Genomic DNA, 18,912 nt, shown 5'->3' on the forward strand with positions numbered 1-18,912 from the left:
TCCGGTGCGGTGCATCGCAAGGCGGAGGCCCGCGGCTCGTACTGGACGTACTTGCGCGGTCCGACAACGCAGCGAGGTGCCGTGCCGGGCGGCGCGACCCGGTGGACCTTGCCGGTCACAGCACTAGCGGAATGCCGCGCGCGGGCTTGGCCCCGGGCTCCTGGTCCCCGAGGCCCGGGGTGCCGTCCGGGGCGTCCTAGCAGCGCACCACTCGTACCAGGTCGTCCAGCTCGGCGCGCAGGGCCTGCGCGAGGTCCGGGAGGTCCGGGACGGCCGCCGCGTCGGCGACCAGGCCGTAATGGACCGTTCCCTTGTACGTGGAGACCGCCACCGCGAGGGAGTGGCCGCGGGCCAGCGGGGCCAGCGGGTACACCTCCCGGACACGGCTGCCGCCGAGGGAGAAGGTGAAGCTCGGCAGCGGGACGCTCGTGACCAGGACGTCGAAGAGCAGCCGGGCGGCCTGCGCGACGAAGGGGCCGCCGAGGCGGTGGCCGAGCGGGTGGACGTGGTCCGCGAGCAAGGCGACGGCCCCGGCCCCGCGGGCGGGTCCGGCCTCCTTGTTGCGGTCCATGCCGGTGCGGACGCGCTCCAGGCGGCGCAGCGGGTCCGGTTCGGCGAGGGGAAGCCTCAGCAGGTAGCCGGAGAGCCGGTTCCCGTACGGCTTGGCGCCGCCACCCGGTCTGCGCCGGGACACCGGTATCAGGGCGCGCGGCCCGGCGCCCGTGGGCTCCCCGTCGCCCCGGCCGACGAGCCAGCGCCGCATCGCGCCGGCCACGACGGCGATCAGCACGTCGTTGACGGTGCCCCCCGAGACCTTCCGGATGCGGTTGACCTCGTCCAGGTCGAGGGCGAGGCCCGCGACCGCCCGGGTTCCGGGCCCGGTCGGGACCGGAGCGGCCAGGGCGGCCGGGACGCCGACGGGCAGCCCGGCCCGGGCCACCGCGGCTCCGATCTCCAGGGCCTGGCCGACGTCCTGGAAGCGGGAGGTCAGCACTGCGGGCAGGCTGCGCAGCAGGGAGCGGGCGGGCCGCGGGGCGGGGGCGGGCCGCTCGGGACCCGCGAAGGCGCAGCCCTCGTCGAAGAGGGCGGCGGCCAGCGCCAGGGCCCCGAGCCCGTCGGCGAGGGCGTGGTGGAACTTGAACAGCACTGCGAAGGAGTCCGGGTCCGGTCCGGCCAGTACGTGCGCTTCCCAGGGCGGCCGGTCCCGGTCCAGCGGGCGCGCCATCAGCGGCCCGGCGGCCCGCTGCGGATCGCCGGTCCGTACGAGGAACACGTGCCGGGCCGGGTCGAAGTCCGGGTCGGGCGACCAGGCGGCTGCGCCGACCGGCAGCAGCACGTCGTGGATCCTGCGGCGCAGACCGGGCACGGCGGCGCAGCGGGCGGCGAGCAGCTCGGCGGCTCGGGCGGCCGCGTCGGGACGGGGAACGGCGCCGGGGCGGCCGACGGCGCTGCCACGGCGGGCGGCGCCGGCGCGGTCGGTCCCGGCGCGGTCGGCAACGGGCGCGTCGGTCCGCGGTGTCGCGTCGAAGACGGCGAGGGCTCCGAGGTGCATGGGATGGGTGGCGGATTCGATCCGCCAGAAGGCGAGGTCGAGCGGGGACAGGTGCTCGGTGACCACGTAGTGCCTCTCGCGTGCGGCGGCAGGGGCTGAAAGTCAACTCCTCCGGCCCTCCTACGATCAAGTAGACCACCCCTTTTCACACACGGTTGATCGATGGTGATCGGCTGGTCAGAGCAGCGTGTTCCCGCCGGGCCGCTGTCGGCGGGGAGGTGCAGACTGGCCGGAAGATGCTCTGCAGACGACCGGGACAACGCAGTCCGGAGGTGTCGGCCATGTCCGATGTGCTCATGCTCGTGGGGACCCGCAAAGGCCTCTTCATCGGCCGCAGGCGGGGCGGCGGCCCGTGGGAGTTCGGCGGCCCCCACTTCAACGCCCAGGCCGTGTCTGCCGTCGCGGTCGACCGGCGCGGCCCGGCCCCGCGGCTGCTGGTCGGCGGGGACAGCGCGCACTGGGGGCCCTCGGTGTTCAGCTCCGACGACCTGGGGGCGAGCTGGCAGGAACCGGCCGCGCCCGCCGTCAAGTTCCCCAAGGACACCGGTGCCTCGCTGGAGCGGGTGTGGCAGCTGCATCCGGCCGGGCCCGAGGCACCGGACGTCGTCTATGCCGGGACGGAGCCCGCCGCGCTGTTCCGCTCGGCCGACCGCGGGCAGTCCTTCGAGCTGGTCCGGCCGCTGTGGGAGCACCCGACCCGCAAGAGCTGGATGCCGGGCGGCGGCGGGGAGGGCCTGCACACGGTGCTGACCGATCCGGCCGACCCCGACGCGGTGACGGTGGCGGTGTCCACGGCCGGGGTGTTCCGGACCGCGGACGGCGGGGCGAGCTGGACCCCGTCCAACCGGGGCGTCTCGGCGGTGTTCCTGCCGGACCCGCAACCGGAGTTCGGCCAGTGCGTGCACAAGATCGCCCAGGACGCCGGCGACCGCGGGCGGCTGTACCTCCAGAACCACTGGGGCGTGTACCGCAGCGACGACGCGGGCGCGCGGTGGACCGACATCGGCGGCGGGCTGCCCTCCGACTTCGGCTTCGCCGTGGCGGCCCACCCCCACCGGCCGGACACCGCCTACGTCTTCCCGCTCAACGCCGACTCCGACCGGGTGCCCGCGGAGCACCGGTGCCGGGTCTTCCGTACGCAGGACGCGGGCGCCACCTGGGAACCGCTCACCCGAGGACTGCCGGACGGGGACCACTACGGCACGGTCCTGCGCGACGCCCTGTGCACCGACGACGCCGATCCCGCGGGGGTCTACTTCGGCAACCGCAACGGCGAGTTGTACGCCAGCCACGACGACGGGGACAGCTGGCAGCTGCTGGCCGAACACCTGCCGGACGTATTGTGCGTACGGGCCGCGGTGCTGGACGCGTAGGGCGGTGGCCGTGGCCGGGCGTTGCGGTGCAGCCAGTAGAGTGACCGCCTGTGGCAGCACGACCGTTGAACGAGATCGTCGAGCCGGGCTGGGCCCGGGCTCTGGAGCCGGTGGCGGGGCAGATCGCCGCGATGGGAGACTTCCTGCGCGCCGAGATCGCCGCGGGCCGAACGTACCTGCCGGCCGGGGCGCACGTGCTGCGCGCCTTCCAGCAGCCCTTCGACGAGGTCAAGGTGCTGATCGTCGGCCAGGATCCGTATCCCACCCCGGGGCACGCGATGGGCTTGTCGTTCTCCGTGGCCCCCGAGGTGCGCCCCGTACCGCCGAGCCTGGACAACATCTTCCGCGAGCTCCACTCCGACCTCGGGGTGCCTCGTCCGGCCAACGGCGACCTGACTCCCTGGAGCAGGCAGGGCGTTCTGCTGCTCAACCGCTCCCTGACCACCGCCCCGCGCAAGCCGAACGCGCACCGCGGCAAGGGCTGGGAGGCCGTCACCGAGCAGGCGATCCGGGCGCTCGCCGCCCGCGGCAAGCCGCTGGTCTCGGTCCTGTGGGGCCGGGACGCGCGCAATCTGCGGCCGCTGCTCGGCTCCCTGCCGGCGGTGGAGTCCGTCCACCCCTCCCCCATGTCCGCCGACAACGGGTTCTTCGGCTCCCGACCGTTCAGCCGGACGAACGACCTGCTGGTCCGCCAGGGTGCGCAGCCGGTCGACTGGCGTCTGCCGGCCGCGAGTTGACCGACGGTTGAACCTTATACGACATTCAACGGATAAATAGGGACAAACGCCGCCCGTCTGGGCCCTGCCCGAACACCGGGTTCCGGTGAACCAGTAGCATGCGGCGCCATGAGCTCCCCCACTGGGCCCGAACATGGCCTGCCCGTACGAATGCCGCGACCCCGCCAGACCGGGCGGCACCGCCGGCCCGAGCCCGCGGTGGCGCCCGAGGGCGCGCCCGCGCTGGTGCTCGCCGTGCCCGGTGCCCCCTCGGCCGCCTCGCGGGGGCTCGCGGAAGAGATCACCAGCATCGGCCGCTCCGAGCTGCCCGGCCTGGACGCCCGCATCGGCTTCCTCGACGGCGTCGACGAGGAGGGCTCCGAGTTCCCGTCCCTCTCCGGCGTGCTGACCGCGGTCGCGGCCGAGCGGACCGCGCGCGCGGAGTTCGCCCGCGCCGCCGGCCACGAGGTGCCCGCGCCCACCGGCCCGGACGCCGTGGTCGTCCCCCTGCTGGCCGGCCCGGACGCCGACCTGCTGCGCCGGATCCGCCAGGCCGTCATGGACTCCTCGGCCGCCGTCGAGCTGGCCGAGGTGCTCGGCCCGCACCCCCTGCTCGCCGAGGGCCTGCACGTGCGGCTCTCCGAGGCGGGTCTGGCGCGCGCCGACCGCGCCCGCCTGTTCACCGTGACCACGGCTGCCGACGGCATCGTCGTGGCCACGACCGGTGGCGAAGAGGCGGTGCAGGTCGCCGCGGTCACCGGCATGCTGCTGGCCGCCCGCCTCGCCGTGCCCGTCAAGGCCGCCGCGCTCGACCAGGAGGGTTCGGTGGCCTCGGTCGCCGAGCAGCTGCGCAGCGAGGGCTCCACGCAGCTCGCGCTTGCCCCGTACCTGATCGGCCCGGAAGCCGCCGAGGGGCTGCTGGACACGGCGTGCAAGGAGGCCGACTGTGCGGCCGCCGAGGTGCTCGGCGCCTACCCGGCGCTCGGCAAGCTCGTCGTCACCCAGTACTCCGCCGCGCTCGGGCTCTCGCTGGGCGCTGCCGCCCACTGACCGGTCCGTCCTGCCCGCGGACGAGGGCCCGCTCCCGGGATTCCGGGAGCGGGCCCTCGTCCGTCGTGCGCGGCGGTCAGGGCAGGGGGGCGAAGACCACGCAGGCGGCCGCAGGCACGGCCACCGATCCGGCCCGGCGCGGCTCGCCGGTGACGGGGTCCAGGTCGAACCAGGTGACGTCTCCGGACCACTCGTTGGCCACATACAGCCGGCGCCCCGACGGATCGGCGACGAGATCGCGCGGCCAGCTGCCCCCGCAGCCCACCGTGGCGGCGGCCTGCGGCTTCTCGGCTCCGTCGGCGAGCGAGAAGGCGGCGATGGTGTCCGCGCCGCGCACCGCAGCCCACAGGAAGCGCCCGTCCGCCGACACGGCGACCACCGAGGGATAGGCCCGCGGGGCGCCCGGAACGCCCTCCGGGGCCACCGCAACCTCCGAGACCGGTTCCAGTTGCCCGGCGGCCCCGTTCCAGCGGCAGACGGTCATCTGCGGCTCCAGCTCGTGCAGCACGTAGACCACGTCGCCGTCGGGGTGGAAGGCGAGGTGGCGGGGCCCGGACCCGGACCGGAGCACCGTCTCGCCGTGCACGCGCAGCCCGCCGGTGGCCGGGTCGGGCGCACAGACCCGTACCGAGTCGGTGCCCAGGTCCACGCTCAGCACCCAGCGGCCGGTCGGGTCGGGCCGGACCTGGTGGGCGTGCGGCCCCTGCTGCCGCTCGGGGTCCGGGCCGCTGCCCTGGTGCGCGAGGACGGCGGCGGGCCCGGAGAGGCTGCCGTCCGCGGCGAGCGGCAGGCTGCTGACGCTGCCGGAAGTGTAGTTGGCGGTCAGCAGCCGGCCGCCGGCCGTGCTGAGGTGGGTCGGCCCCGCGGCGCCGACCGGAACGGGGGCGCCGAGCGCGGCGAGCCCCTCGGGTCCGGTCCGGAAGGCCAGCGCGGCACCCCGGTCGGCTTCGCTCACCGCGTAGAGCACCCGGCCGTCCGGGGCGAGGGCGAGGCAGGAGGGGTTCTCGGGGGTGGCGGTGACCGTGAGCGGGGTCAGCGCCCCGGTGGCCGGGTCCACGGCCGCGGTGGTGATCCCGCGGCCGCCCCCCGAGGTGAAGGAGCCGATGTAGGCCAGGTGTCCGGCGCTGCGCGCCGAACCCTGCGTACCGGTCCCGCCGTTCACGTCGTCCACAGGTCGCCCTTCCGCCGTTCCGCTCCGTGGGGCGACCGTAACAGAAGGTCTAGACCAAGTCCCGTCCTTGGGCCCGTTCCCGCGCGCCGTCGTGGTGCACGTACACCGTAGAGCTCGGGCTGTCGTCGTACGTGCGGTGGAAGACCGGCGTGGCGGAGCCGGAGATCGGCGGCACGATCCAGGACCAGTCCGCCCCCACCTCGCGCCCCTTGCGTTCCTCCCGCTCCATGTGGGCGAGGAAGCGCCGGGACTCGGTGTGGTGGTCCGCGATGGTGACACCCGCCCGGTCGAAGGAGTGCAGCACGGCCCGGTTGAGCTCGACCAGCGCGCGGTCCTTCCACAGCGAGCGGTCGCTGGACAGGTCGAGGCCGAGTCGGCGGGCGACGGCGGGGAGGAGGTTGTACCGGTCGGTGTCGGCGAGGTTGCGGGCGCCGATCTCGGTGCCCATGTACCAGCCGTTGAAGGGTGCGGCGGGGTAGTGGATCCCGCCGATCTCCAGGCACATGTTGGAGATGGCGGGCACGGCGTGCCAGCGCAGGCCCCAGTCCGCCCAGCCGGGCTCGTCGGGGTGCTCGATCGGCACCTCCAGCACGGCGTCCGGCGGGGTGTCGAACCAGCGGGGTTTGTCGTCGACTCCCTGTACCACCAGGGGGAGCAGGTCGAAGGGGCTGCCGGCGCCGCCGGTCCAGCCGAGGTCGAGCAGTGCCCGGGTGAGCGGGGCGTTGCGGGCGTCGCCGACCGTGACGGAGGGGTGGTCGCCGTAGCCCGCGTACCGGACCAGCTGTTCGCTCCAGATCAGCGGGCCGGGGCGCTCGGGGGCGTCGGGGGCGAAGACCGTGATGGTGGGTCTGACGCGGCCGCCGTTCGTGGCCTCGCGCAGGTGCTCGAAGCACTCGGCGGCGATCTCGTCCGCGTCGGTGAGTTCACGGCGGTCGCGCACGCGCAGTGAGTTCCAGTAGAGCCTGCCTATGCAGCGGTTGCTGTTGCGCCAGGCGACCCGTGCCCCGTGGGCGAGTTCCTGCGGGGTGTGCCGGTACGTGCCGGTGTCCGCGAGCTCGTCCCGCACGGCGGCGATGCGGGGCCGCGGATCACCGGCCTCCGGATTCTCCCGGTGGAAGAGTCGGATGAACTCCTCGGCCGCTTCCGCCACCTCAGTGGCGGTCGAGCGCTGTTGAAGTATTTCCATCCCGGGCGATTACCCCCTGTCCGAACAGATCCACCCTGTACATGCCGCATGAATGTGCAATCAACAATCACCGGTTGTACATGCCGCAGGTCAGCGGTGGACGCCCCGAGCACGCGGAACCCTCCCACCGGGTGATCGTCGCGCAACGGCCCGCCCCTCGGCGTCAAAGGGGCGTAGGATCCACCGCTTCCGCGTCCGTGTGGTAGGGGCCCTTGAGGTCAGGCGCTGATGACGAGCGGCGCCCGGGGGTCCGTGCGCAGCGGGGCGTGGAGGGCCACCAGGGCGTGCTCCAGGCCGTGCAGGTGCACGAGGGCGGGCTCCTCGGCGTCCGGCCGGGGGTGGGCCGGAGCGGAGAGTTCCGCCATGCCGCCCGGGGCGGTCAGCGCCTCGACCGCCGCCTCCACCCGCCAGCACGCGGCGGCCAGGCGGGCGTCGTGCGAGGCCTGCGGATCGGCGGCGACCGCGACCAGCCCGCGCACCTCCCGCGCGCAGTCGTCGAGCAGGGCCAGGACCTGCCGGGCGCGGGCCTTGCGGGCACGCAGCGGGCTCAGCGGGTGGACCAGCGGAGCGAGGGCCATCCGGACGCGCGCCAGCAGGAGTTCGAGCTCGGCGACGTGCGGGGCGGGGTCGGCGTCCGGGTTGCCCGCGAGACGGTCGAGCGAGGCGGCGGTGGAAGCCCGTACGCAGTGCAGGGCGCGCTGGATCCAGGCGTGGTTCGCGGCATGGGTGGTCACCGGGAGAACGAGCACCACGGCGAGGGCGGCGCCCAGTGCGCCGATCGCCGTCTCCTGGAAGCGCAGGAGCAGCAGTCCTGGGTGCAGGACCCCGAGGAGCCCGTACAGCAGGCCGGCCATGACGGTGACGAAGAACATCATCCAGGAGTACGAGGGGGCCGCGGTGTAGAAGATGCCGAAGACGCATACGGCGACCAGCGCGGCGGTGGGCGCGGGCGCTCCGTGCAGGGGGACGGCGACGAGCAGTCCGGCGGCGATGCCGAGGACGGTGCCGAGGACCCGGCGGAAGCCCCGGACCAGGGTTTCGCCACGGGAGGCGGTGTTGACGAAGATCCACCAGGCGGTGCCGACGGCCCAGTACCAGCGGTCCTCCGAGAGTGCCTGGCCGATCCCCAGGGCGAACGCGCAGGCGGCGGTCGCCTGGAAGGCCTGCCGCGTGGTCGGCCGCGCGAGCCCGGTGCCGGGCAGCGGCGGCGGAGCGGCGGCGGGAGGGGTTTTGCGCTCGATGGGCCACACCGCGAACCGGACCGCTCCCGCGGACAGCAGCGCCAGCCCGACGGCCGCGTACAGCTCGGGCAGCTGCCCGGGCACGGCGTGCAGGAACTGCGTGACGAAGAACATCATGAAGCCGAAGATCCCGAGGGCATGCCCGCGGGGCCCGAAGCGGCGGGCGTGGACCCCGGCGAAGACGACGGCGAGGAAAGCGGCGTCCCGCGCCAAGGGCATCCCGTGCAGGGTGGTGGCCAGCGCGAGGACGGGGAATCCCGCCACGGGAAGCAGGGCGGTGGTCACCCGCTGGGCGCGGACGGTGGAGTCGGCGACGGTGAACAGGGCGAGCAGGGCCGCGAGGCCTCCCGTGATGGAGGCGGTGAGGGAGAGGCCGCAGAGCTCGGCCACGGCCACGGCGCAGGCGACGCCGATCACGGCACGCAGGGAGTTGCGCAGTCTCAGACGCCCCGGATCCGGAGCCACGAACATCCTCTTCACGGCGGTGTGCCGCCCCCCTTGCAGTGGTGCGCGCCGGCCCGGCGCCGGCCCGGGGGTGGTGGGCGGCAGGCGGGCACGGCGAAGGCACCGCGCTCCGGGTCGGCCTCGTTGCCGCCCGGCGCTGCACGGCGCCGAAAGTACATGGATACGACACACATAAGCACGTGCCGACCCACTGGCTCAAGTCCGGCCGCCGACACTGGACCATTGGCACAGCCGTGACGGCAGGTGAGCGGCCAGGCCCGGACCAATGCACCAGGCGCTCGGGCGGAGGGGCTGGAGGCCCGGTCCGACGCCCCGCTCAGGAGCCGCTCAGGGGCGGGCGTTCCAGGCCGCGATCACCGGGAGGTCGTGTTCGGTGGACAGGGTGCTCACGGTGCCGGTGCGGAGCAGGAAGAGGCGGCCGTCCTCGGGCGGCAGCCCCAGGTAGCGGGCCGTCAGGACGCGCAGGAAGTGGCCGTGGGCCACCAGGACGACGTCGCCCCCGTCCTGCCGCAGGACCGGGGCGACACGGGCCAGGACCCGGTCGGCCCGGGCGCCGACCTGGGCTGCGCTCTCACCGGGGTGTTCGGCGTCGCCGGGCGGGACCCCGTCCGTCCACAGGGACCAGCCGGGGCGGGTGCGCTGGATCTCCGCCGTGGTCACGCCCTCGTAGCCGCCGTAGTCCCACTCGTACAGGTCGGGATCCACGGCGCCGTCGGCCAGCCCGGCGAGCTCGGCGGTGGCGACGGCCCGGCGCAGCGGGCTGGTCAGCACCCGGGCCGAACGCCGGTCCTCGAAGAAGGGGACCAGGGAGAGCGCCTGCTCGACTCCGGCCGGGGTCAGCGGTACGTCCGTGCGGCCGGTGTGCCGCCCGGAGGCGCTCCAGGCCGTCTCTCCGTGCCTCACCAGCAGCAGGTCGCTCATTCTTCGGACGATAGCCGCGGGCCGCTCCCGCCGCGCCTCACCCCGCAATTCGATGCGAAAACGATGCAACTTTACCCCGCGGGTGCGGAGTCGCGAGGCTCGGGCCATGGACGAGAAGGAGCGCGAGGAGCGCCTCGCGGCCGGTTTCGCCGCGGGCGACGAGCGCTGCACGGAGGCCGTCTACCGGCGCTGGCGCCCGCTGGTCCACTCGCTCGCCCGGCGCGGCCTGGGGGACGAACGGGAGGCGGAGGACGTGACGCAGCAGGTCTTCCTCGCCGCCTGGCGCGGCCGCGGCCGCTACCGGCCCGGCCCCGGCGGTCTCGGAGCCTGGCTGACCGGTATCACCCGGCACAAGGTGGCCGACGCGCTGGAGGCCCGGGCCCGCCGGGCCAGGTCGGTGGAGGCCGCCGCGAGGACGCTGCATCCCGGCGCGGAGCGGCCGGGGAGCCTGCCGCATCCGGAGCCCGAGCGGACCGTGGACCGGGTGCTGATCCTCGGGGAACTGGCCCGGCTGCCGTCGGCGCAGCAGCAGGTGCTGCGCCTGGCCTTCTACGGGGACCTGACGCAGGTGCAGATCGCGGACCGCACCGGGCTGCCGTTGGGCACCGTCAAGAGCCATATGCGCCGGGCCCTGCACCAGTTGCGCCGTTCGCTCCCGGCGGGGGCTGCGGCGGTGCGATGACCGCGAGGGCCGAGCGCAGGCCGTGCAGCCGCTCGGTGTGGGGGCCGGGCAGCCCCGCGCCCCAGCCCGGCCCGGCGAGCAGCAGCGCGGCCTGCCCGCGGGCGCCCCGCAGCCCCCATTCGAGGCCGGCCACCGAGCGGGCGAGTGCGGGGTCGGCGGTCGTACGGGACTGCGCCCACAGGACGACGGCCCGCGGGCCGGTACGCCGTACGGCGTCGTGCAGGGCTTCGGCCGGCAGCGCGGCGCCGAACATGCGGGCCGGCACACCCCGCTGGCCGAGCGCCGCGGTCAGGGCCTCGATGGGCAGGCTGTGCTGCTCGCCCGGCACGCAGGCGAGGAGTACGGGCGGGGTGCGGTCGGCCTCGGCGGCGGGCCGGATCCGGTGCAGGGCCGCGGAGATCTGCCAGGAGAGCAGGTGCTCCACCTCGACGTAGCGCTCCCCCGCGGTCGCCCATTTGCGGCCGACCGCGTGCAGGGTCGGCGCCATGACCTCCTCCCACGCGGTGACCAGGCCGTGTTCGGCGACGGACGCCTCCAGCAGGTCGGCCACGGTCGGCGCGTCCAGGCGTACGGCGGCCCGGGCGAGTCCGCGGCACTCGGGGCGGACCGTCCCGAGCGGGAGGGTCACCGGACCGCCCGGGGTGCGGGCGGGCACGGGGGCCGGCTCGGCGGACCCGGAGCGCGCGGCCCGGGCGGCCTCGGCGGGCGGTACGCCCCGCGCGGTGAGGCTGCACATCAGTTCCAGCCGGGCGATGTCCTGCGGGGTCCAGCGCCGGTGGCGGCCGTCCTCCCGGCGGGCCGGGCCGATCGCGTACCGGCGCTCCCAGGAGCGCAGGGTGGTCGGCGAGACCCCGAGGCGGCGGGCCACCGCGCCGGTGCTCAGGGCAGCCGGGGGCAGGTCCTGCGGGGGTGTCGGGGGCACGCTCTCCACCCGCCCACGATACGGCGCCCGGGCGGCCCCGGGTGCCGGGCGGGAGCCGTGGCGGGCGCTCAGCCGGAGCCCCGCCCGCGCCGGAACCGGTCGAGCCCGTCGGCGAGTTCCACGACCCGCTCCGGGTAGTCGTAGCGGGCGCGTTCCAGGCCGGGCAGCCGCCACGGTTCGTGGACCTGGGGGGCGGGGAGGGCGGCGAGTTCCGGCACCCAGCGGTGGACGTAGCGCCCCTCGGGGTCGTAGCGCAGGCCCTGGCGGACCGGGTTGAGGACCCGGTTGGGGCGGGTGTCGGTGCCGGTTCCGGCGACCCACTGCCAGTTGAGCTGGTTGTTGGCGAGGTCTCCGTCCACGAGGAGGTCCAGGAAGTGCCGGGCGCCGACCCGCCAGTCCACGTAGAGGGTCTTGGTGAGGAAGCTCGCGGCGAGGAGCCGGCCCCGGTTGTGCATCCAGCCCTCGTGGCGGAGCTGGCGCATGGCCGCGTCGACCACGGGGTAGCCGGTGCGGCCCTCCTTCCAGGCCCGGGTCTCCTCCTCGGCGGCGGCTCCGGTGCGCCACTGGTCGTGGCGGTCGCGGTAGTCGTGCGCGGCGGCCTCGGGCCGGGCGGCCAGCACCTGGTGGTGGAAGTCGCGCCAGCACAGCTGCCGTACGAAGGCCTCGGCGCCGGGGCCGCCCGCGGCGCGCGCCCGGTGGACGGCCTCGGCGGCCGAGAGGGTGCCGAAGTGCAGGTGCGGGGAGAGCCGCGAGGTGGCGTCGCCGGCCAGGTCGTCGTGGGCGTCCTCGTAGCCGGCGAGGCCCGCGCTCAGCCAGCGGGTCAGGAGGCGGCGGGCCTCGCTCTCGCCGCCGCGGGCGAGGCCCGGCGAGGTCCCGGTGAGGGCGGAGCGCCGGGGCAGCGGATCGGAGCCGACCGCCTCGGGCACGCGGACGGAGCGGGGGGCGGGGGCGGCGGGCCGCGGCGGCCACTCGGCCCAGCGGCGGAAGTACGGGGTGAACACGGCGAAGTGGTCGGAGCCTGCGGGGACCACCGCGCCGGGGGCGGTGGCGGTGATCACCGCGTCGTGCACGTAGAGCCGCCGGCCTTCGGCTTCGAGCGCGGCCCGCAGCCGCTCCTCGCGGGACCGGGCATGGCCGCTGACCCCGGCCGCCATGTGGACCTCGTCGGCGTCGGCTTCGTGGACGAGCGCGCAGACTTCGGCGACGGTGTCCCCGGAGCGCAGGATCAGCCGGCCGCCGCGTTCGCGCAGCGCGGCGTCCAGGTCGGCCAGGCAGTCGGCGAGGAAGGCGAGCCGGTTGGGCGCGGCGAAGCCGGCCGCGTCGACCGCGGGGTCGCGCACGAACAGCGGGACCACCTGGTCGCTGGAGGACAGGGCCGCGCGCAGGGGCGGATGGTCGTGCAGGCGCAGGTCCGAGGTGTAGAGAACCACCGCGACGTTCATGGGGGTGTCGCTCCGCGTCAGGGCCGAGGGGGCGTGGTGGGTGGGCTGTCGTCCGGTACTTCGGCCGGTACGGGCCGTACGGATGCGGGAACTGCGCCGTCGAGCCGCTGCGCGGCCAGGGCGATGTTGCGGGCCATGCCGCCGAAGACCACGGCGTGGAAGGGGGAGACGCTCCACCAGTAGAGGTGCCCGAGGAGGCCGTGCGGGTGGAACAGGGCCCGCTGCCGGTAGCGGGCGCGGCCGGGCGGTGCTCCCGGGGCCGCGGCCTGCGGCGCCGGTTCGGCGTACATCTCCAGCCAGGCCAGTCCGGGCAGCCGCAATTCGGCGCGCAGGCGCAGCATCCGTCCCGGTTCGATCTCCTCCACCCGCCAGAAGTCCAGGGAGTCCCCGACGCGCAGGCGAGCCGCGTCCCGGCGCCCGCGCCGCAGGCCGACCCCGCCGACGAGGCGGTCCAGCCACCCGCGTACGGCCCAGGCCAGCGGGAACGAGTACCAGCCGTTCTCTCCGCCGATGCCCTCCACCACCGTCCACAGTGCGGCGGGCGAGGCGTCGACGGAGAGTGCGCGACGGTCGGTGTAGAGGCTGCCGCCCGCCCAGTCGGGGTCGGTGGGCAGCGGATCGCTGGGCGCGCCGGGCAGGGCGGCGGAGGACCAGCGGGTGGTCACCTTCGCCTCGCGCACCCGCTGGAGGGCGAGCGTCAGCGCCTGGTCGAAGCCGATCGGTGCACCCGGCGGGTCCGGTACGTGGCGGGCGATGTCGTGCTCGTGGCAGACCACCTCGTGGCGCAGGGACTCCGCGAGCGGTCGGGCCAGCGCCCGCGGCACGGGCGTGACGAGGCCGATCCAGATGCTGGACAGCCGCGGGGTGAGCATGGGGACGCGCAGGATGCGGCGTCGGGGCAGCCGGGCCACGGCGGCGTAGCGGCGCATCATCTCCTCGTACGTGATGACGTCGGGACCCCCGATGTCGAAGGCGCGGTCGACCTCCGGCGGCATGGTCGCGCTGCCCACGAGGTAGCGCAGGACGTCGCGGACCGCGATGGGCTGGACGCGAGTGCCGACCCAGCTGGGGGTGACCATGACGGGGAGCCGCTCGGTCAGGTAGCGCAGCATCTCGAAGGAGGCGGAGCCGGAGCCGATGATGACGGCGGCGCGCAGGACGGTCGCGGGCACCTCGGAGGCGAGGAAGATCTCGCCGACCTCCGCGCGCGAGCGCAGGTGCGGGGAGAGTTCGGAGACGGGGATGCCGGCCGGCGTCAGACCGCCGAGATAGACGATGCGGCGGACGCCGGCGGCCCGGGCCTGTTCGGCGAAGATCCGGGCGGCGGAGCGGTCGCGCTCCTCGAAGCCGGAGCCGCCGCCCAGGGCGTGCACCAGGTAGTAGGCCACATCGATGCCGTGCAGGGCCGCGCCGACGGACTCGGCGTCGGTGGCGTCCCCGCGGGCCACCTCCACGCGGCCGGCCCAGGGGTGGTCGCGGAGCTTCTCCGGGGAGCGGGCCAGGCACCGGACGCGGTGGCCGGCTGCCAGCAGTTCGGGCACCAGTCGCCCGCCGATGTAACCGGTGGCCCCGGTGACCAGGCAGTGCAGACCCGTCATGACCGTCTCCGCTCGTCGTGGTTCCCGGTAGGGATTCCCCCGCGAGGGTCCGTACGGACGCACCGCACCCGTACGGGGGACACGGGCCGGGGTGGACCACGGCTCTCCGGGGCGGGGGTTCCGGTGGGCCGTGGGTACAGTCGCAGCATGGCCGTGGACGAGCTCGACACCCGGATCCTGCGCCTGCTGATCGAGCAGCCGCGCACCAGCGTCCGCGAGTACGCGCGGATCCTCGGGATCGCGCGCGGCACGCTCCAGGCCCGTCTGGACAGGCTGGAGCGCACCGGGGTGATCACCGGGACGGGCCCCGTCCTGTCCCCCGCCGCGCTCGGGCATCCGGTCCTGGCCTTCGTGCACATCGAGGTCACCCAGGGGTACCTCGACGAGGTCGGGGACGCGCTGGCCGCCGTACCCGAGATCATCGAGGCCTTCTCCATCACGGGCGGCGGGGACCTGCTGACCCGGGTGGCGGCCCGGGACAACGCGCACCTGGAGGACGTGATCCAGCGGCTCATCCAGCTCCCCGGTGTGGTCCGCACCCGGACCGAGGTGGCCCTGCGCGAGCGGGTCCCGCACCGGCTGCTGCCGCTGGTCGAGTCCGTGGGACGGGCCGTGCGCACCTCCTGAGGCCCGGACGCCGAAGCTCGGGAAGATCCCGCCCCCGCCCCGGGTTGGTAGAACCGTGAACGAAATCATGCGGGACGTGGTCGTCGTCGGGGCCGGGCAGGCAGGGCTGTCCAGTGCCTACCACCTGGCGCGGGCGGGGATCGACCACGTGGTGCTGGACCACGCGCCGCGGCCGGGCGGCGCCTGGCAGTTCCGCTGGCCCTCGCTGACCTACGGCAAGGTCCACGGGATGCACGCGCTGCCCGGCATGGAGCTCGTGGACGCGGACCCGCGGCGGCCCTCGTCGGATGTCGTCGCGGAGTACTTCGCCGCCTACGAGTCCCGCTTCGACCTGCGGGTGCGGCGCCCCGTGGACGTGAGCGCGGTACGCGAGGGGCGCGAGGGGCGGCTGCGGGTGGAGACCTCGGACGGGACCTGGTCCGCGCGCGCCCTGGTCAACGCCACGGGGACCTGGGACCGGCCGTTCTGGCCGCGCTACCCTGGCCAGGAGACCTTCCGCGGCCGCCAGTTGCACACCGCCGACTACCCGGGGCCGGAGGCCTTCGCGGGAGCCCGGGTGGTCGTGGTGGGCGGCGGGACCTCGGCGGTGCAGCACCTGCTGGAGATCGCCGAGGTGGCCGCGCGGACGACCTGGGTGACCCGGCGGCCCCGGTCTTCCGCGACGGAGCCTTCGGTGAGGCGGAGGGCCGCGCGGCGGTGGCCCTGGTCGACGAGCGGGTACGCCGGGGGCTGCCCCCGCAGAGCGTGGTCAGCGTCACCGGGCTCGCGCTGAACGAGGCCGTCCGGGCGGGGATCGCCTCGGGGGTGCTGGAGCGCCTGCCCGTGTTCGAGCGGATCACCCCGGAGGGCGTCGCCTGGGCGCAGGGCCGGCGGGTGGAGGCCGACGTGATCCTGTGGGCCACCGGTTTCCGGGCCGCCATCGACCACCTGGCCCCGCTCCGCCTGCGGGAGCCGGGCGGCGGCATCCGGGTCGAGGGCACCCGTGCGGCGCGCGACCAGCGGATCCACCTGGTCGGCTACGGCCCGTCCGCGTCGACCATCGGCGCCAACCGCGCGGGCGGTGCGGCGGCCCGCGAAATCCGCCGCCTGCTGGCCGCAGACGCCCGCGAACCGGCCGGATCGGCCGTCAGCTAGCGGGCCCCGCGTGGGCGCGTCCGGTGGCGGCAGCGCGCACGCGGTTGAACTCCGCGACGTGCTCCTTATGTTCCTCGTACGTCTCCGAGAGGCGGGTGTCCCCCGGCTTGACCGTGACGAAGTACAGCCAGTCCCCCGGGGTCGGCGCGACGGCGGCGGTCATGGCCTCCAGGCCCGGGTTGCCGATCGGGGTCGGGGGCAGTCCCTGGCGCCGGTAGGTGTTGAAGGGGCTGTCGATCCGGGTCTCGCTCAGCTTGGTGTCGACGGTGCTGCGGTGCAGCGCGTAGTTGAGGGTGGAGTCCATCTGGAGCGGCATCGACCTCGCCAGCCGGTTGTGCACCACCCGGGCGACCTTGCCCATGTCGGCGCGGGAGTCGGCCTCCGCCTCCACGATGCTGGCCACGGTGGCGGTCTGGTCCGGGGTCATCCCGTGCTCCTTGCCGCCTTGGGTGACGGCCGGGGTGGCGAGCTTCCGGTTGGCCGTCTCCACCATGTACGCCAGCAGCGTGGCCGGCGTGGTCTTGGAGGTCACCGGGTAGGTCGCCGGGAAGAGGAAGCCCTCCGGGTTGCCCCCGGCCTCTGCGGGCAGGGCCAGCGGGGCGGCTGCGGCAGCGGCTTTCGCGGAGCCCGCGGGGAGATGCAGTGCGCGGTCGATCGCGGCGTAGACCTGAGGGGCCCGCCACCCCTCCGGGATCACCAACGGGCGGGGCCGCTCGGGTGCCTGACCGCCGTCCCCGCCGCGCAGCAGCGGGACCAGGACGGCTGCACCGATCGGGAGCAGTAGGCAGAGCAAGAGTGCCAGACGGCCCCGGCGAGTGAGCCGGATGCGCCGCCGTGGCGGCCGGTGCTCATGTCGCATGCGGGCACGTCAACCCGCGAAGTGCGGCCTTTCTGACGTAAGGCTCAGATGTCGGTCATACGATCACACGTTCACCGGGGCCGGTTCGGTCGCTTCACCGGCGTCCGGGACCTCCGGCGTCAGCGCCGCTTCCCGGTCCCGGCGCACCAGGGCCGCGTACCGGCCGTCCGCCACGAGGAGTTCCTCGTGGGTCCCGCGCTCGGCGATCCGGCCCTTGTCCAGCACCACGATCTGGTCGGCGTCGCGGACGGTGGACAGCCTGTGCGCGATGGTGATGGTGGTGCGGCCCTGCGACAGGTTGTCGATGGCCCGCTGCACGGCATGCTCCGTGCGCGTGTCCAGTGCGCTGGTGGCCTCGTCGAGGATCAGTACCGGCGGATCGCGCAGGATGGTGCGGGCGATGGCGAGGCGCTGCTTCTCGCCGCCGGAGAAGCGGTAGCCGCGCTCGCCGACCAGGGTGTCGTACCCGTCGGGCAGGGACTCGATGTGGTCGTGGATCTGGGCGGCGCGGGCCGCCTCGGCGATCTCCTCGTCGGTGGCGTCCGGCTTGGCGAAGCGCAGGTTGTCGGCGACGGAGGCATGGAAGAGGTAGGTCTCCTGGGAGACCACGCCGATGGAGCGGGCCAGCGAGTCGAAGTCGAGGTCGCGCACGTCCACCCCGTCGAGGGCGACCCGCCCGCCGGTCACGTCGTAGAGCCGGGGCACCAGGTAGCTCAGGGTGCTCTTGCCCGAGCCCGTCGGGCCGACCACGGCGAGGGACCCGCCCGCCGGGACGGTGATGTCGATGCCCGTCAGCGTCGGGCCGTGCTTGGCGTCGTAGGCGAAGTACACGTCCTCGAAGGACACCTCGCCCTTGGCCCGGTCCAGCCGCACCGGGTCCGGGCGCTCGGTGATGTCCACCGGCAGGTCGAGGTACTCGAAGATCCGCGAGAAGAGGGCGAGGGACGTCTGTATCTGCACGCCGGTCGACAGCAAACTCACCGCGGGCCGGAACAGGCCCTGCTGGAGGGTGACGAAGGCGACGAGGGTGCCGACCGAGAGCGAGGGGGCGCCGGACTGGAGGGCGATGCCGGCGGCCCAGTAGATGAGCGCGGGCATGGCGGCCATGACGATGCCGATGGTCGACATCCGCCACCTCCCCGCCATGCTGGAGCGCACTTCGAGGCCGACCAGCTTCTCGGACTCCTCGGAGAAGGAGCGGGTGAGCGAGTCGGCGCGGCCCATGGTGCGGCCCAGGAGGATGCCGCTCACCGACAGGGACTCGGTGACCGTCGCGGCCATGGCGGCCATCTGCTTCTGCCGCTGGAGGGTGATCTTCTTGCGCTCGCGGCCGACCCGTCGGCTGATCCACACGAACAGGGGCAGCAGGAGCAGCGAGACGAGTGTGAGGCGCCAGTCGAGCGCGAGCATCGCGACGATGGAGGCGATCACGGCCGTCAGGTTCGAGACCAGGGAGGTCGCGGTGGAGGTCACCGTGGCCTGCATGCCGCCGATGTCATTGGCGATGCGGGACTGCACCTCGCCGGTGCGGGTGCGGGTGAAGAAGGCCAGCGGCATCCGCTGGAGCTGGGCGTACACCGCGGTGCGCAGGTCGTGCATGACGCGCTGGCCCACGGTGGTGGATATCAGGGTCTGGAGCACGCCGAAGACGCTGGTGACGACGGCGGTGAGGATCATGCCCAGCGCGAGCAGGCTGAGCAGCCCGGTGCGCCCCTCGGGGATGGCGACGTCCAGGATCTCCTTCAGCAGGAAGGGCGAGGCGACGGCGACCAGCGAGGAGGCGCAGACGAGCAGCCCCACGACGGCGAGGCGGCCGCGGTAGGGGCGGAAGAGGCCCACGATCCGGCGCAGCTGCCGGGGCTGCTCGGCCGGGGCGGGGCGATCGGGGTCGAGGGATTCCTTCGATGGGGTCCAGTTCGGTTCCTCGGGGCGCATGGGCCTCCTTCTGACGAGACTCGCATGAGCATAGCTCA

Annotated in this window: 15 protein-coding genes and 1 pseudogene; 6 read left to right on the top strand and 10 right to left on the bottom strand. The window is 74.6% G+C overall.

The window, feature by feature from the left end; genetic code table 11:
• Positions 1-196: 196 nt before the first annotated feature.
• Complete coding sequence (locus tag AC0666_RS24245; protein WP_468964435.1) at positions 197-1,618, bottom strand: wax ester/triacylglycerol synthase family O-acyltransferase; 1,422 nt, start codon at positions 1,616-1,618, stop codon at positions 197-199.
• A 215-nt stretch (positions 1,619-1,833) separates the two neighbouring features.
• On the opposite strand from AC0666_RS24245, the gene AC0666_RS24250 reads away from it, so the two are divergent.
• The 3 genes from AC0666_RS24250 to AC0666_RS24260 all read left to right on the top strand — a co-directional run bounded on the left by AC0666_RS24250 (position 1,834) and on the right by AC0666_RS24260 (position 4,691).
• On the top strand, positions 1,834-2,925 hold the full coding sequence (locus AC0666_RS24250; protein WP_468964434.1) for a WD40/YVTN/BNR-like repeat-containing protein: 1,092 nt from the start codon (positions 1,834-1,836) through the stop codon (positions 2,923-2,925).
• Positions 2,926-2,975: 50 nt separating this feature from the next.
• Positions 2,976-3,662 carry a uracil-DNA glycosylase gene (locus AC0666_RS24255; protein WP_468579675.1) on the top strand — a complete coding sequence of 229 codons (687 nt, stop codon included), beginning with the start codon at positions 2,976-2,978 and terminating at the stop codon, positions 3,660-3,662.
• Positions 3,663-3,770: 108 nt separating this feature from the next.
• Positions 3,771-4,691, top strand: coding sequence for a sirohydrochlorin chelatase (locus AC0666_RS24260; protein WP_468964432.1), 921 nt, complete (start codon positions 3,771-3,773; stop codon positions 4,689-4,691).
• A 76-nt stretch (positions 4,692-4,767) separates the two neighbouring features.
• Here the strand turns inward: AC0666_RS24260 and AC0666_RS24265 are convergent, their stop codons facing one another.
• The 4 genes from AC0666_RS24265 to AC0666_RS24280 all read right to left on the bottom strand — a co-directional run bounded on the left by AC0666_RS24265 (position 4,768) and on the right by AC0666_RS24280 (position 9,675).
• A complete protein-coding gene (locus tag AC0666_RS24265; RefSeq protein WP_468964430.1) occupies positions 4,768-5,862 on the bottom strand; it encodes a lactonase family protein in 1,095 nt (364 codons plus the stop codon).
• Between the two features lie 49 nt (positions 5,863-5,911).
• Positions 5,912-7,048, bottom strand: a complete 1,137-nt coding sequence (locus AC0666_RS24270; RefSeq protein WP_468964428.1) for a nitric oxide synthase oxygenase — start codon at positions 7,046-7,048, stop codon at positions 5,912-5,914.
• A 218-nt stretch (positions 7,049-7,266) separates the two neighbouring features.
• The gene (locus AC0666_RS24275; RefSeq protein ID WP_468965395.1) at positions 7,267-8,760 is read right to left on the bottom strand and encodes an FUSC family protein; all 1,494 of its coding nucleotides are present in this window, start codon (positions 8,758-8,760) and stop codon (positions 7,267-7,269) included.
• 321 nt (positions 8,761-9,081) lie between these two features.
• Complete coding sequence (locus tag AC0666_RS24280; RefSeq protein WP_468964426.1) at positions 9,082-9,675, bottom strand: histidine phosphatase family protein; 594 nt, start codon at positions 9,673-9,675, stop codon at positions 9,082-9,084.
• Positions 9,676-9,727: 52 nt separating this feature from the next.
• Between AC0666_RS24280 and AC0666_RS24285 the strand changes: the two genes are divergently transcribed.
• On the top strand, positions 9,728-10,357 hold the full coding sequence (locus AC0666_RS24285) for an RNA polymerase sigma factor (RefSeq protein WP_468964424.1): 630 nt from the start codon (positions 9,728-9,730) through the stop codon (positions 10,355-10,357).
• Here the strand turns inward: AC0666_RS24285 and AC0666_RS24290 are convergent.
• Genes AC0666_RS24290 through AC0666_RS24300 form a run of 3 tightly spaced genes read right to left on the bottom strand, consistent with a single transcriptional unit; the run spans position 10,284 to position 14,319 of the window.
• Positions 10,284-11,288 carry a MerR family transcriptional regulator gene (locus tag AC0666_RS24290; RefSeq protein ID WP_478708274.1) on the bottom strand — a complete coding sequence of 335 codons (1,005 nt, stop codon included), beginning with the start codon at positions 11,286-11,288 and terminating at the stop codon, positions 10,284-10,286. The two genes, AC0666_RS24285 and AC0666_RS24290, sit on opposite strands and share 74 nt — an antisense overlap.
• Positions 11,289-11,347: 59 nt before the next feature.
• Entirely contained in the window at positions 11,348-12,721 is a 1,374-nt protein-coding gene (locus AC0666_RS24295; RefSeq protein WP_468964420.1) for a cryptochrome/photolyase family protein, read from the bottom strand.
• Between the two features lie 17 nt (positions 12,722-12,738).
• Positions 12,739-14,319: an SDR family oxidoreductase gene (locus tag AC0666_RS24300; RefSeq protein ID WP_478708275.1), complete on the bottom strand. Its 1,581-nt coding sequence runs from the start codon at positions 14,317-14,319 to the stop codon at positions 12,739-12,741.
• Positions 14,320-14,466: 147 nt separating this feature from the next.
• On the opposite strand from AC0666_RS24300, the gene AC0666_RS24305 reads away from it, so the two are divergent.
• Both AC0666_RS24305 and AC0666_RS24310 read left to right on the top strand, forming a co-directional pair.
• Positions 14,467-14,946 carry an Lrp/AsnC family transcriptional regulator gene (locus AC0666_RS24305; RefSeq protein WP_468964417.1) on the top strand — a complete coding sequence of 160 codons (480 nt, stop codon included), beginning with the start codon at positions 14,467-14,469 and terminating at the stop codon, positions 14,944-14,946.
• 67 nt (positions 14,947-15,013) lie between these two features.
• Positions 15,014-16,080 (top strand): annotated as a pseudogene (locus AC0666_RS24310) (FAD-dependent oxidoreductase).
• Here the strand turns inward: AC0666_RS24310 and mltG are convergent.
• Positions 16,073-16,939: an endolytic transglycosylase MltG gene (mltG, locus tag AC0666_RS24315; protein ID WP_478708276.1), complete on the bottom strand. Its 867-nt coding sequence runs from the start codon at positions 16,937-16,939 to the stop codon at positions 16,073-16,075. The pseudogene AC0666_RS24310 and the gene mltG overlap by 8 nt on opposite strands.
• A gap of 63 nt (positions 16,940-17,002) precedes the next feature.
• A complete protein-coding gene (locus AC0666_RS24320) occupies positions 17,003-18,874 on the bottom strand; it encodes an ABC transporter ATP-binding protein (RefSeq protein WP_468964415.1) in 1,872 nt (623 codons plus the stop codon).
• Positions 18,875-18,912: the final 38 nt, after the last annotated feature.

It is taken from the genome of Streptomyces sp. NPDC043680 (assembly GCF_056436685.1).

Bases quoted from the DNA above. Each gene is read 5' to 3' on its own strand.
- AC0666_RS24295 (WP_468964420.1), bottom strand. From the start codon at position 12,721: ATGAACGTCGCGGTGGTTCTCTACACCTCGGACCTGCGCCTGCACGAC.
- AC0666_RS24270 (WP_468964428.1), bottom strand. From the start codon at position 7,048: ATGGAAATACTTCAACAGCGCTCGACCGCCACTGAGGTGGCGGAAGCG.
- AC0666_RS24300 (WP_478708275.1), bottom strand. From the start codon at position 14,319: ATGACGGGTCTGCACTGCCTGGTCACCGGGGCCACCGGTTACATCGGC.
- AC0666_RS24305 (WP_468964417.1), top strand. From the start codon at position 14,467: ATGGCCGTGGACGAGCTCGACACCCGGATCCTGCGCCTGCTGATCGAG.
- AC0666_RS24250 (WP_468964434.1), top strand. From the start codon at position 1,834: ATGTCCGATGTGCTCATGCTCGTGGGGACCCGCAAAGGCCTCTTCATC.
- AC0666_RS24285 (WP_468964424.1), top strand. From the start codon at position 9,728: ATGCGAAAACGATGCAACTTTACCCCGCGGGTGCGGAGTCGCGAGGCT.
- AC0666_RS24320 (WP_468964415.1), bottom strand. From the start codon at position 18,874: ATGCGCCCCGAGGAACCGAACTGGACCCCATCGAAGGAATCCCTCGAC.
- AC0666_RS24280 (WP_468964426.1), bottom strand. From the start codon at position 9,675: ATGAGCGACCTGCTGCTGGTGAGGCACGGAGAGACGGCCTGGAGCGCC.
- mltG (WP_478708276.1), bottom strand. From the start codon at position 16,939: ATGCGACATGAGCACCGGCCGCCACGGCGGCGCATCCGGCTCACTCGC.
- AC0666_RS24275 (WP_468965395.1), bottom strand. From the start codon at position 8,760: ATGTTCGTGGCTCCGGATCCGGGGCGTCTGAGACTGCGCAACTCCCTG.
- AC0666_RS24260 (WP_468964432.1), top strand. From the start codon at position 3,771: ATGAGCTCCCCCACTGGGCCCGAACATGGCCTGCCCGTACGAATGCCG.